We start from the raw sequence: 12,932 nt of genomic DNA, 5'->3' as shown, positions 1-12,932 counted from the left end.
AGGGTATTAGTCCCCCGGACAGGGAGCAATCGCTTGACCCAGCACGTCATCTGTCAAGACTGCCGACGTCATCTGATCGGCCACACCCGACATTTGTTAAGGTTTGTTTCATGAGACAACACATCAGCCGCCGGTCTTCCCGGCCGCCGTGGAAATGGTTTGCCGCTGCTGCTGCCGGTGGTGTTCCCGTCGGCCTGCTGTGGTGGCTACTCGCCCCAGGGGGGATGAACCTGATTACCCGCAACCCCGCCTTGGCGGACGGGACTAATCCGGAGGTGTGGCTGCTCAGGGACCTCACCCTTGCTGGACTGTGCGTCTTCGCGGGGTGTCTGGTGGCCGTCTTCCTGACCGACAAGGGCGGCCGCAATGAGCAGGCGGCCTTTCTCCTGGGCCTGGCCGGGGGACTGGGCGGTGCCCTGATCGCGTGGCTGACTGGCGTGCTTGCGGGCCAGTTGTGGGGCGGACCCGCAGACACGTCGGTCAATGCCAGCGTCGCTTTCACGCTCCGGTCCCTGCCCGTGCTGATCCTGTGGCCGGCCGCGACTGCCACGTCCGTGTTTGTCCTGAGCCTGATGAACCTGCTCAAGGGCGGGCCCGGGAGTGCGGGTACGCCGGTAGCCGAAGGCAACGCACCCGGCGCGTAAAATGGACCGGTGACCATTTCTCCTGAATTTCCAGCCACCCCTCCTGCCGCCGCTGTCAGCTTCCGGACGGTCGACCTTCGGGGCAGGGGCCTGACCCTTGCCGGTTTGCGCGCCGCCGTTCCCCGTGCCCGGCAGCACACCGTGGCGGATGCGGAACAAAAGGTACTGGACATCATCAAAGCCGTCCGCGAGGACGGCTTCACCGCCCTCAGCGACCTGGCACTCCGTTTCGACGGAGTCCAGCAGGTCCACCCACGCGTCCCGGCGGCCTCGTTGGCCCGGGCGCTGGCGGAGCTGGATCCGGCGGTGCGCGGCGCGCTGGAAGAATCCATCAGCCGGGCCCGGCGCTTCGCGGACGGGCAGCTGCCGCGCGATCTCGACGTCGAACTCGGCGACGGTGCGCTGGTGAGCCAGAACTGGGTGCCGGTATCGCGGGTGGGCTTGTACGTCCCCGGCGGCCTCGCCGTCTATCCGTCGTCGGTCATCATGAATGTTGTCCCGGCGCTGGCTGCGGGAGTGCAGTCCATCGCCCTGGCATCGCCGCCGCAGAAGGACTTCGGTGGCCTCCCGCACCCCACCATCCTCGCGGCAGCGGCCCTGCTCGGCATCGACGAGGTCTACGCCATTGGCGGTGCACAGGCCATCGCTGCCTTCGCCTACGGCGTGGCGGCAAATGACGCCGGGCCGGCGCTCGAGCCCGTTGATGTAGTCACGGGTCCGGGAAACATTTTTGTGGCAACGGCGAAGCGCCTCGTCAAGGGTGTGGTGGGAATCGATTCCGAGGCGGGGACCACCGAAATCGCCATCCTGGCTGATTCAACGGCGCAGCCTGACCTCGTGGCAGCAGACCTGATCAGCCAGGCTGAACACGACCCCCAGGCGGCCTCGGTGCTCATCACGGACTCGGAGGACCTTGCCGCGGCAGTCCGCGCCGAACTGGACCGGAAGGCGGCCGGCACCAAGCACTCCGCGCGCGTATTTGAGGCGCTGTCCGGCCCGCAGTCGGGAGTTGTCCTGGTGGAGGACCTGGAACAAGGCATCGCCGCCTGCGACGCCTACGCCGCTGAACACCTTGAAATCATGACCGCGGACGCGCCGGCGGTAGCTGCCCGGATCCGGAACGCCGGGGCGATCTTTGTGGGGGACTACAGTCCTGTCAGCCTGGGCGACTACTGCGCCGGCTCCAACCACGTCTTGCCCACCAGCGGGACCGCGGCGTTTTCCTCCGGACTGAACGTCACCACCTTCCTGCGCGCCATCCAGGTCATCAACTACAGCCGGGCGGCGCTGCAGGAAGTCAGCGGCCACATCGTGAGCCTGGCCGGTGCCGAGGACCTGCCGGCCCACGGTGAAGCTGTCACGGCACGCTTCCGGGAGGCCCGCTGACGCGGCAGGTCTGCGGGGCAGGCTGCAGGCACCACTACATGTGGTAATTACAGGATTGTTATTCCGCAACATGTAGTCGTAAACTGAGAGGCGGAGAGGTCCGCCGGGCCGGAAACATCGGCGCCGGAAGACATCGAGGGAGGGGACACCATGTACTGTCCATTTTGCCGCAATCCCGACTCCCGCGTTGTGGACAGCCGCATGGCCGATGACGGCTCGGCCATCCGCCGCCGCCGGCAGTGCCCGGAATGCGGCCGCAGGTTCACCACCGTGGAAACCACCAGCCTTTCGGTGATCAAACGCTCCGGGGTGGGCGAACCCTTCAGCCGCAGCAAGGTCATCAACGGCGTGCGTAAGGCATGCCAGGGCCGGCCGGTCAGCGAAGACGACCTGGCGCTCCTTGCCCAAGAGGTGGAGGAGCAGATCCGCGCCTCCGGCGCGGCCGAGATCGACGCCCATGAAGTTGGCCTGATCATCCTTGGTCCGCTGCAGAAGCTTGACCAGGTGGCCTACCTTCGGTTCGCCAGCGTATACCAGGCCTTCGAATCCCTCGAGGACTTCGAGACCGCCATTGCGCTGCTCCGCCACGAGTCCGTGGACGAAGGCACGCAACCCGCGGCGGCGCCCGCCAAGAGCTCCGAAAAGAGCCCCCTGTAAGCTCCGGTGGCGGCCGCGGAGGGGAATCCGCCGCCACCACCGGCACCGGCTGCCCCTCGGCGCCGGTCAGCCCCCGGTTACTTCGTGAGCTTGTGCTTCACGGCAATTTCGACAGCGGCACCGACGATCCCGGCCTCATTCTTGAGTTCAGCCGGCACGATCCGGGTGCGCAGTTTCAGGTGCGGCAGGTATTCGTCCGCGCGCTTGGAGATGCCGCCGCCAACGATGAGCAACTCGGGTGAGAACAGGAATTCCACATGGGAGAAGTAGCGCTGCAGCAGGACGCTGTATTCCTCCCAGCTCAGGCCGTCCCGTTCGCGGGCCACGGCTGAGGCTTTGCTTTCGGCGTCAAAGCCGTCGATCTCCAGGTGCCCCAGTTCTGCGTTGGGGACGAGGCGGCCGTCGAAGATGAATGCTGAGCCAATTCCGGTGCCCAGGGTGATCACCAGGACAGTGCCGTCCACGCCCTTACCCGCGCCATAACGGGCCTCCGCCAACCCGGCGGCGTCGGCGTCGTTGATGACCTCCACCGGGCGGCCAAGCCGTGCGGTGAGTAAAGCGTCAATGTCGGTGTTGAGCCAGCTCTTGTCCACATTGGCTGCCGAATGGACCACTCCATGCTGGATGATGCCGGGGAATGTGACGCCCACGGGCGAGTCCGCGGCCGGAGCCTCCGGGCGGCTTGAAAGCTCGGCAACCACTTGCGCTACGACGTCGGCTACGGCGTCAGGAGTGGCGGGCTGAGGCGTAGGCACGCGGACCCTCTCACCCAGGAGCTTGCCTTTTTTCAGGTCGACGATGCCGCCCTTGATTCCCGTGCCGCCGATGTCAATGCCGATCAACGGGGCGTTCTTGTGCGACTTCTCGTCCTTCTTGGTCAATGTTGTTCCGTTCGTGGCAGGGCGGGCAGGTCGGCCGGACGGCTGACCGGAAAAGTTCAGGGGAGCGTGAGGATTTCGACGCCGGACTCTGTTACCAGCAGCGTGTGCTCAAACTGGGCGGTCCGCTTGTGGTCGCGGGTGACAACAGTCCAGTTGTCCTCCCACATATCCCATTCGATGGTGCCGAGGGTCAGCATGGGTTCGATGGTGAACACCATGCCGGCCTCGATGACTGTGTTGTAGGCCGGCGCCGCATCATAGTGGGGGATGATCAGGCCCGTATGAAACGCTTCGCCGACGCCGTGGCCGGTGAAGTCCCGCACCACGCCGTAGCCGAAACGCTTGGCGTAGGACTGGATGGCACGGCCGATCACGTTGATCTCCCGGCCGGGAGCCACGGCTTTGATGGCGCGGTTGAGGGATTCCCGGGTACGCTCCACCAGCAGGCGCGATTCGTCGTCGACCTCGCCCACCAGGAAGGTGTGGTTAGTGTCCCCGTGGACTTCGTTGATGAAAGCCGTGATGTCGATATTGAGGATGTCGCCGTCCTGGACCACGGTGCTGTCCGGGATGCCATGGCAGATCACTTCATTCAGCGACGAGCACAGGGACTTCGGGAACCCGCGATAACCAAGCGTGGACGGGTAGGCCTTGTGGTCCAGCAGGAATTCGTGACCCACCTTGTCCAACTGATCGGTGGTCACGCCGGGCTTGATGTGGTTGCCCACCTCAACGATGGCCTGGGCGGCGATCCGGCTAGCGATCCGGATTTTCTCAACCGTCTCGGCGGATTTGATCTCGGAGCCGGTGAACTTGGCCGGGCCGGGCTTGCCCACGTATTCCGGGCGCGGGATGGACGCGGGAACGGGGAGCTGCGGGCTGACGGTTCCCCGGGTAAGGGTGCCGGTGGGTGCAGTCGAGGCTAGGGAAGGCATAGATTGATCATATAAGGCACCGCATTAGGCCAAGTAACCGGAAGCCCCAAGCTGTCCGCATCCACGTTTAAGTTACGTGGATCACGGCAGGGCCCCCGCCGGCCGGAACGAGGAGCACCGATGACTGAGTACTGGTACAACGTAAACACCCACGAGGTGGAAGAAGACGCACTCTCGGACTGGAGCCAGCTGATCGGCCCCTACAAAACGCGGGAAGAGGCCGAACACGCCCTCGAAAAGGTCAAGGCACGCAATGAGGCGTGGGACAAACAGGACGACCAAGACTGACGTGCGAGGGGCCCCTGGCGAGCTGGCGAGCTTGGGGAGCGCGTCAGTCGCTAGAAGGAGTGCTCCGGGCCGGGGAACTGGCCTGAACGGACCTCGTCGCCGTACGCCTTCGCTGCGTCACTGAGCGTAGTGCGCAGGTCGGCGTACTGTTTTACGAACTTCGCCATCCTCCCGCCGCGGAACCCGGCCATGTCCTGCCACACCAGCACTTGCCCCGTGGTGGCATTGCCGGCGCCGATCCCGACCGTCGGCACGCTTACTGCCGCGTCAACTGCAGCTGCGGTGTCCGCCGGAACCATTTCCATCAGGACGGCGAACGCCCCCGCTTCAGCCAGCGCGACGGCGTCGTCAATCAGGCGCTGCGCGTCATCCCCGCGGCCCTGGACCCGGTAACCGCCCAGCGCGTGTTCACTCTGGGGGGTGAAGCCAATATGGGCCATAACCGGGACGCCGGCCTGGACCATGGCCCGGACGGTTTCCGCATAGTACTTTCCGCCCTCGATCTTGACAGCATGGGCCAGCCCCTCCTTAAGGAACCGGACGCCTGTTTCCACACCCTGCTGCGCCGAGACTTCATAACTGCCGAACGGCAGGTCTGCCACCACCAGGGCGCGCTTGGCGGACCGCGCCACGGCGCGGCAGAGAGGCAGGAGTTCATCCACCGTGACCGGCAGGCTGGTCTCGTTGCCGAACACATTGTTGGATGCCGAATCGCCCACCAAGAGGACCTCGATGCCGGCCTGGTCGAAGATCTCCGCGCTGTACTGCTCGTAGGCGGTCAGCATGGCAAAGCGTTTGCCGTCCCGCTTGGCCTGCTGCAGGTGGTGGATGCGCACCCTGGGTGCCGGCTTCGCGTTCACTTCCGACGACGGCGGCTGCACCGGTGCAGGTCCGTTTCCGTAAGGTGCGTGTACTTCAGCGGACGCGCTTGACTCAGAGCTATTGGTTGAGGCCATGGCAAGAGCGTAATGCGGCAGCAGCAGTCCTAGCCAACGTAGACGGGCCGGCGGACCGTGATCCGCGTCATATTCAGGCGCCCGCCAAGGGCATTTTTGCCACCGGTCGGCGCTGCCGACCATGGTTGCTGTGTTAACGCTGTGTTACGTGCGGTGCGGTCGCCCGCATTGCAGCCAATTGCTTAGTAAAGTGATGGTGAACTGCTGCCGGCCGCCGCTTCCGCGGACCCGGGGCATGAACGATTGACCGGAGAAGAGGCCATCATGGACCGCCAGCAAGAGTTTGTCCTGCGCACCATCGAGGAGCGCGACGTACGGTTCGTACGCTTGTGGTTCACCGACGTCGTAGGTTCACTCAAATCGGTGGCACTCGCCCCGGCCGAGGTTGAAGGTGCCTTTGAGGAAGGGCTCGGTTTCGACGGTTCAGCCATCGAAGGCCTGGCCCGCGTGTTCGAATCGGACATGCTGGCGCAACCGGATCCGTCCACGTTCCAGATCCTGCCCTGGCGTGGCGAGACCGAACAGACCTCGCGCATGTTCTGCGACATCCTGACTCCGGATGGCGAACCCTCGGCCGCGGATCCCCGCAATGTCCTCAAGCGCACGCTGGCCAAGGCCGCGGACATGGGGTTTACGTGCTACACGCACCCGGAGATCGAGTTCTACCTCCTCAAGTCCCAGCAGCCCGGGCCCGATGGTGCGCCGGTACCCGTTGACGAGGGCGGCTACTTCGATCACGTTCCCGGCGGCGTGGCGCAGGATTTCCGCCGCACGGCCGTGACAATGCTGGAATCCGTGGGTATTTCGGTGGAGTTCAGCCACCACGAAGCCGGTCCCGGCCAGAACGAGATCGACCTGCGCTATGCGGACGCCCTGCAGACGGCGGACAACATCATGACGTTCCGCACGGTGATCAAGGAAGTGGCCCTCCAGCAGGGAACCTACGCCACGTTTATGCCCAAGCCTTTCACCGACCACCCCGGCTCCGGGATGCACACGCACTTCTCGCTGTTCGAGGGCGACACCAACGCATTTTATGAGGCGGGCGCCGAATTCCAGCTTTCCAAGACGGCCCGCCAGTTCATCGCAGGCATCCTGAAGCACGCTCCCGAGTTCACGGCTGTGACCAACCAGTTCGTGAACTCCTACAAGAGGCTCTGGGGTGGCGGCGAAGCGCCGAGCTACCTCAGCTGGGGGCACAACAACCGTTCGGCCCTGGTCCGGGTCCCGCTATACAAGCCAGGCAAGGGCCAGTCGGCCCGCATCGAATACCGCGGCATTGATTCTGCCGCGAACCCCTACCTTGCCTATGCCGTCCTGCTGGGGGCCGGACTTAAGGGGATCGAAGAAGGCTATGACCTGCCCGCCGCAGCAGAGGACGACGTCTGGTCACTGAGCACCGCCGAGCGCCGTGCCATGGGCCACGACCCCCTGCCCGCCAGCCTTCACGATGCCATCAGGTCCATGGAGGACTCCGAACTGATGCCGCAGATCCTTGGTGAGCAGGTCTTCGAGTACTTCCTGCGCAACAAGCGTGCCGAATGGCAGGACTACCGGCTCCAGGTGACGCCCTACGAACTGCAGCGCAACCTCGGCATCCTTTAGGCGGGGGTGAGCCTCGCACGCCGCCTCATCTCAGCCGGCTTCAGTGATCTGGAGAAGGGTGAGCGATTCTTGGCTGCCCCGGAACTGGACGGCCTGGACCCCGACAGGATTTTCGCCGGGCTGCAGCTGGCTGCCAACCCCGACACCGCACTGCAGTCGCTGGTGCGGCTGATTGAAAAGCACCCCGGTCTCCGGGAGCTGGCGGCGGCTGATCCGGAGATCAGCGAGCCGCTGTATCGGGTCCTGGGGGCCTCCGAAGCGCTGGGCGAATTCCTCATCCGGCACCCGGAACACCTCGATGCCTTCGAAGTCACGGCCAGTCCAGAGCCACTTCAGGCAGATTCGGAACAGCTCCGCTCTGTCCTCCTGAAATCTGTCCGCGCAGAACCCGGATCAGCCCGGCCAGTGGCGGGAATGACCGGAGCCGACGCCTATGCTGCGCTGCGGTCGGCCTACCGCCGCGGGGTGGTGGACCTGGCGGTCAAGGACATGTGCGCTGCTGACCCGCTGGACTTTATGCCCGCCGTCGGAGCTGAACTCGCTGACCTGGCGGGAGCCGCGATCGAAGCTGCGCTGGCAGTTGCCCGCGCCGAGGCTGCTGAGCAGTTCAGCGCCGGGGAGGTGGCCGCCGTTGGCCTGGCCGTCATCGGGATGGGCAAATGCGGAGCGCGGGAACTGAACTATATTTCCGACGTCGACGTCATCTACGTAATCGACGCCGGCGACCTGGACGACGCCCGTGCCAGTACCATCGGCACAGCCTTGGCCACCGGCATTTCCCGGGCCATCTCCTCGGTGGCACGTGAACCCGGCCTCTGGGAAGTTGACGCCAACCTGCGGCCGGAGGGCAAGTCCGGCCCCCTGGTCCGAACCTTGGCCTCGCACGAAAGCTACTACGCCCGATGGGCCGAGAGCTGGGAATTCCAGGCGCTCCTGAAGGCACGGACCATCGCCGGCGACAAGGATCTAGGGGAGCGCTACGAAAACGCGGTGGCCCCACTGATCTGGAGCTCCGCGGGCCGGGAAGGGTTCGTGGAGTCCGTGCAGGCGATGCGCCGCCGTGTCACCGAACATATCCCGGCAGCGGAGGAACAGCGGCAGATCAAGCTTGGCCGCGGCGGCCTCAGGGACGTGGAGTTCACCGTCCAACTGCTCCAGCTGGTGCACGGAAAATCCGACGAAACCCTCCGCCGCAGGGATACCACCGCAGCCATAGCGGCCCTGTCAGCCGGGGGCTACATCGGCAGGTCCGACGCTGCCGCTTTCGATCACGCCTACCGGTACCTGCGCCTCCTGGAGCACCGCATCCAGCTGTTCCAGCTCCGGCGGACGCACCTGATGCCAGTCAGCGAAGCGGCACAGCGTGCCCTCGCAAAGGCCGTGCTTAGCCCGTTCTCCAATGACAGGCCGCCGCCGGCTTCGTTGCTGGCCACCTGGCAGAAAACTAAACGCTCTGTCCGCGAACTGCACGAACGTATTTTCTACCGCCCGCTGCTTAACACCGCGGCCAAACTCAGCAGCGAGGACGCCAGGCTGACACCTGAGGCAGCCCAGGGCCGCCTTGCCGCGCTGGGCTATCGCGACCCGCGGGGCGCGATGCGGCACATCGAGGCGCTCACCGCCGGTGTCAGCCGGCGCGCAGCCCTGCAACGCCAGCTGCTGCCCATCCTGCTGGACTGGCTCGCCGAAGGTGTTGATCCCGACGCCGGGCTGCTCGCGTTCCGGCGCGTCAGCGAGGCCCTTGGCACCACCCACTGGTATCTGGGAATGCTCCGCGATTCCACAGCCGCGGCCGAACGTCTGTGCCACGTACTATCCAATTCACGGCTGATTGCTGACCTGCTGGAGGTGTCGCCGGAATCGGTGGCATGGCTGGGCACCAACAAAGACCTTGTGCCGCTGGGCTTCGAAGCCCAATGGCAGGAGATCACGTCCAAAATGTCGCGCCACTCGGACCCGGAAAACGCCATCAGGCTGATCAGGCTGATCAGGCGCAGGGAGATCCTCCGGATCGCGATCGCCGATTCTGCCGGGCTTCTCAACCAGGACCACGTGGGCGCGGCGCTGGCGGACACCGACCGGGCAGCGGTGCTGGGCGCCCTGCGCGTGGCCGAAGGCATCGTCTCCGCTGAGGGACCGCTGAAGACCGCGGTGCTGGTGGTGGCAATGGGCCGCCAGGGCGGCCGCGAGATCGGCTACGGCTCCGACGCCGACGTGATGTACGTGCACCGCGCGTTGCCGGGCTATACCGACGAGGAAGCGCAGGATCAGGCGGCCCGGATTGTCTCCAAGGTCTCCAGCCTGCTCACCCAGCCACTCAGACCGGCCATCATGGCCGAGCGGGTGTTGCAGATGGATGCGGATCTTCGGCCCGAAGGCAAGAACGGCGCCATGGTCCGCTCCCTCGATTCGTTCGCCGAATATTACCGCCGCTGGTCGTTGATCTGGGAGGCGCAGGCGCTGCTGCGGGCCCGGCCCATGGCGGGCGACGATGCCCTGGCTGAGGACTTCCTGGCCCTCATCGACCCGATCAGGTACCCGGAGTCGATTTCGGAGCAGGACGTCCGGGAGGTTCGCAGGGTCAAAGCGCGGGTGGAAGCGGAGCGGTTGCCGCGCGGGGCCGACCCGGCACGCCACCTGAAGCTTGGCCGCGGGGGACTGAGCGACGTCGAGTGGCTGGTGCAGCTCCTTCAGCTCCAGCACGCGGCCAGGCACCCGGAACTGCGGACAACGTCCACGGTGGAGGCCCTTGAAGCCGCGGCTTCACTGGACCTGCTCGCCGGGCCTGACGCGAAGCTGCTGGTCGACGCGTGGCGGCTCGCCAGCCGGATCCGGTCCGCCAACGTCATCTGGAGCGGCAGGGCGTCGGACCTGCTGCCGTCCGCGCGGGGGGACCTTGAGGCGGTGGCCCGATGGTGCGGCTACGAACCAGGCCACGCGGCCGCCCTGGAAGAGGACTACCTCCGCCTGAGCCGGCGGGCCCGTGCGGTGTTCGAGAAAGCCTTCTACGGTCATTAGCGGCTGACTGAGGTCCTCCCGGAAGGCAGCAGACAGCCGCGGCGGTGCGGTGCTAGGTTGGGGGCCATGGCTACGCAAATCTACCTGAACCTGCCCGTGAAGGATCTGAAGCGGTCCGTCGATTTCTTCACCGCCCTTGGCTTCTCCTTCAATCCGGACTACACCGATGAAAACGCGACCTGCATGATCATCAACGACAACGCGTTTGTCATGCTCCTGGTGGAGGGTTTCTTCAAAACGTTCACCTCCAGGGATGTGGCCGATGCCACCAGTTCCACCGAGGCCATCATGGCCTTTTCGGTGGACAGCAAGGAAGCCGTGGACGAAACGGTAGGCAAGGCGCTGGCCGCCGGCGGCACACCGTCGCAGGAGGTCCAGGACTACGGCTTTATGTACAACCACAGTTTCCAGGACCCGGACGGCCACCTGTGGGAAGTCATGTGGATGGACCCTGCCGGCCCATCGGCCGACGGCGGGGCTCCCGCCGGATCCGACGGACAGCCGACCTGAAAACCCTGGTTGGTTCTGTCTGGCTCATCGCCCTGGATGACCTCAATGCTGATGCCCTTGCCATCCAGTTGGGTGAGGTAGCCAACATTGAACTGGGCCTGGGACAAGACAGCTTCGTTGGTGACCCGCTCCGCATGGTCCTGGCGGGACTGGAGGAGGATTCGCGGTTCCCTTATGTCGTGGAGGCTGCGGGCTACGCCGTCGGGGTGCTGACCCTCCAGGCCGGTGCCGCGCGCCTGGCTGGCTGGCCGGACGAGGATTCTGCCTGGCTGTTGCGCGGTTTCCTGATCGACAGGCGCCACCAGGGACAGGGCCTCGGGCCGCTGGCGGCAACGTCCGCAGTGGAGGCCGCCGCGAAACTGACCGCCAGGCGCGGAACCCGCGAGGCCGGCGTCGTGCTTTCCGTCAACGAAACCAACCCGGCCGGCTTGTCCGCGTACAGGACCGCTGGCTTTGTGGACAAGGGGCAATACCTGGGCGGAAGTTCCGGACCGCAACGGACCATGTACCGGAGCTTCACGGGATAATTCGCAGACACGGCGGCCGGGCATTGCCTCCGGCTCCACATTGACCGATCATGTGGATTGGCGGTGTTCTTCAAACCTTGTTGGGGGGAAGGCTTGAAAAGTCTTCGTCTCGGGGAGCACATGTCAGGGGGCTGGCTCCTGGTCTCAGCACGTCTGGAGCCAGCCTCCACCTTGGGGACAAAAAAGTCCGCCCGGACAGCGTTGATGCTGGCAGCCCGGGCGGACTTTTTGGCGGACTGAACGGGTTCAGCCGCGGATCTGGCTAGACGCCGTAGTAGAGCTCGAACTAAACAGGGTTGGTTGGCGGTTGCTGGACGGCCTAGAAATCGGCTAGATTCCGGGGTTTTCATGGTTGGTTCTGATGGTCTGAAATTGCCCTCTTGCGGACCTCTTGCGGACTTTCTGCGGACTAGGGTCCGCTTCATCCTTGAATGTCATCATCACGCGCTAGGCTAACGCTCGTCCCGCTGGGGGACGGAACAACTAAAGAAACAGGTCTCACCATGAACAGCACAATTGCCATGCCGGCCACCGTCCGCGAACTCATCGGAGCCGCTCAGGAACGTGGAGTGCAGCCCTCCGAACTGCTGCCGCCGGCCGGTTACACCTTGGCCGAAGGCTGCTCTGACTACTACATTGGCACCGAGACGAAGAATGACGCCTGGGTAGTCGCCGCCGGGTGGGACGCACAGATCGCGGCTCACCGAATTGAGGTCTGGACAGTCAAGGACCGAAACCTGTCGCCCGCTGAAGCCCTAGAAATGGCCGCGGCACTGACTGCTGCCGCTGAGGCCGCTGACGCCTGACAACGGTCGTACGCGCCTAGAAACTGCCCCGGATCCGGTTATCGGTCCGGGGCTTTTCTGCGCCCTATTTGGCGCAGATTGCGAGGGTGGGCGCAGCTAGTCTTCCACTCGCACCACAAGTGCCCACTCCTCGTGCAGCCCGTCCACGTCCATGTCCGAATGCACCCAATGATTCTGCGTTAGAAGCGTCTTGCATGCGACGTTGTTCGGGTGAACGAGCGCAGTGATAGTCAGAGAGTTGAAGACGGACGCGTCTTGCGCAAGACCAACAAGATCGTTGACCACGTGCGTGTATGTGTGTTGCCCTGCACCCTGCCGGGTGAACACCAGGTGCGTAGCGAGTACATAGAACGATGCACGATGGTGTCCATCCGATGATTCGATGAACTTCGCCCAGCCAACGGACTTCACCAGTTCATACTCATCCACGTAGCAGATGTGCATTCTCTCCGGATAGGCAGCGCGGGGTTGCAGGTTACGCACAATCGACTGCACTGCGATCGCGTACTGCTCCGGATGTGGCGTCCGCCGCTTCTTCGCTTGACGAAAAGGTATAGGACCGCACCAGAACTGCTGCAGGAACTGCCGATGCTTAAACTCGGCCTCAACTAGGTCAAGCAAAGGATTCAACGGCGACGCGGTACCGTGAGAGCCGGAGCTATACGCTTGCGCTTCTCGATGCGGCGAGGATCGTTGGTTATACGATCGATCCTATCCGC

At 64.6% G+C, this 12,932-nt stretch carries 13 protein-coding genes; 9 read left to right on the top strand and 4 right to left on the bottom strand.

All coding sequences use genetic code 11. The features are described 5' to 3' along the window. The first annotated feature begins 110 nt into the window (after positions 1-110). The 3 genes from ACQCSW_RS13350 (at position 111) to nrdR (ending at position 2,687) form a co-directional block, all read left to right on the top strand. Positions 111-644 carry a hypothetical protein gene (locus tag ACQCSW_RS13350; protein WP_426986587.1) on the top strand — a complete coding sequence of 178 codons (534 nt, stop codon included), beginning with the start codon at positions 111-113 and terminating at the stop codon, positions 642-644. Positions 645-653: 9 nt separating this feature from the next. Further along, positions 654-2,030 carry a histidinol dehydrogenase gene (gene hisD, locus ACQCSW_RS13345; RefSeq protein ID WP_426986585.1) on the top strand — a complete coding sequence of 459 codons (1,377 nt, stop codon included), beginning with the start codon at positions 654-656 and terminating at the stop codon, positions 2,028-2,030. A gap of 150 nt (positions 2,031-2,180) precedes the next feature. Continuing rightward, a complete protein-coding gene (nrdR, locus tag ACQCSW_RS13340; protein WP_426986583.1) occupies positions 2,181-2,687 on the top strand; it encodes a transcriptional regulator NrdR in 507 nt (168 codons plus the stop codon). A gap of 77 nt (positions 2,688-2,764) precedes the next feature. Here nrdR and ppgK read toward each other — a convergent pair whose 3' ends face one another. Both ppgK and map read right to left on the bottom strand, forming a co-directional pair. Then, a complete protein-coding gene (gene ppgK, locus ACQCSW_RS13335) occupies positions 2,765-3,568 on the bottom strand; it encodes a polyphosphate--glucose phosphotransferase (protein ID WP_426986581.1) in 804 nt (267 codons plus the stop codon). Between the two features lie 56 nt (positions 3,569-3,624). After that, positions 3,625-4,503, bottom strand: coding sequence for a type I methionyl aminopeptidase (gene map, locus ACQCSW_RS13330; protein WP_426986579.1), 879 nt, complete (start codon positions 4,501-4,503; stop codon positions 3,625-3,627). Between the two features lie 120 nt (positions 4,504-4,623). Here map and ACQCSW_RS13325 point away from each other — a divergent pair, with 120 nt between their 5' ends. Beyond that, positions 4,624-4,791 carry an SPOR domain-containing protein gene (locus ACQCSW_RS13325; RefSeq protein ID WP_160669959.1) on the top strand — a complete coding sequence of 56 codons (168 nt, stop codon included), beginning with the start codon at positions 4,624-4,626 and terminating at the stop codon, positions 4,789-4,791. 50 nt (positions 4,792-4,841) lie between these two features. Here the strand turns inward: ACQCSW_RS13325 and panB are convergent, their stop codons facing one another. After that, positions 4,842-5,747, bottom strand: coding sequence for a 3-methyl-2-oxobutanoate hydroxymethyltransferase (gene panB / locus ACQCSW_RS13320; protein WP_354251920.1), 906 nt, complete (start codon positions 5,745-5,747; stop codon positions 4,842-4,844). Between the two features lie 264 nt (positions 5,748-6,011). On the opposite strand from panB, the gene glnA reads away from it, so the two are divergent. The 5 genes from glnA to ACQCSW_RS13295 all read left to right on the top strand — a co-directional run bounded on the left by glnA (position 6,012) and on the right by ACQCSW_RS13295 (position 12,213). Beyond that, positions 6,012-7,352 (top strand): type I glutamate--ammonia ligase, encoded by a 1,341-nt coding sequence (glnA, locus tag ACQCSW_RS13315; protein WP_426986576.1) that lies wholly within the window; start codon positions 6,012-6,014, stop codon positions 7,350-7,352. Positions 7,353-7,358: 6 nt separating this feature from the next. Further along, positions 7,359-10,370, top strand: coding sequence for a bifunctional [glutamine synthetase] adenylyltransferase/[glutamine synthetase]-adenylyl-L-tyrosine phosphorylase (locus ACQCSW_RS13310; protein ID WP_426986574.1), 3,012 nt, complete (start codon positions 7,359-7,361; stop codon positions 10,368-10,370). A gap of 66 nt (positions 10,371-10,436) precedes the next feature. Continuing rightward, on the top strand, positions 10,437-10,880 hold the full coding sequence (locus ACQCSW_RS13305) for a VOC family protein (RefSeq protein ID WP_426986572.1): 444 nt from the start codon (positions 10,437-10,439) through the stop codon (positions 10,878-10,880). 5 nt (positions 10,881-10,885) lie between these two features. Then, positions 10,886-11,407, top strand: a complete 522-nt coding sequence (locus tag ACQCSW_RS13300; RefSeq protein WP_426990696.1) for a GNAT family N-acetyltransferase — start codon at positions 10,886-10,888, stop codon at positions 11,405-11,407. 503 nt (positions 11,408-11,910) lie between these two features. Beyond that, positions 11,911-12,213 (top strand): hypothetical protein, encoded by a 303-nt coding sequence (locus tag ACQCSW_RS13295; RefSeq protein WP_426986570.1) that lies wholly within the window; start codon positions 11,911-11,913, stop codon positions 12,211-12,213. 96 nt (positions 12,214-12,309) lie between these two features. On the opposite strand, the gene ACQCSW_RS13290 is transcribed toward ACQCSW_RS13295, so the two are convergent. Beyond that, positions 12,310-12,843 (bottom strand): hypothetical protein, encoded by a 534-nt coding sequence (locus tag ACQCSW_RS13290; RefSeq protein WP_426986568.1) that lies wholly within the window; start codon positions 12,841-12,843, stop codon positions 12,310-12,312. Between the last annotated feature and the right edge of the window lie 89 nt (positions 12,844-12,932).

This window comes from Pseudarthrobacter sp. Y6 (assembly GCF_050156205.1).
Lineage (GTDB): Bacteria > Actinomycetota > Actinomycetes > Actinomycetales > Micrococcaceae > Arthrobacter.
This window is presented reverse-complemented; position numbering and strand designations above follow the sequence as displayed.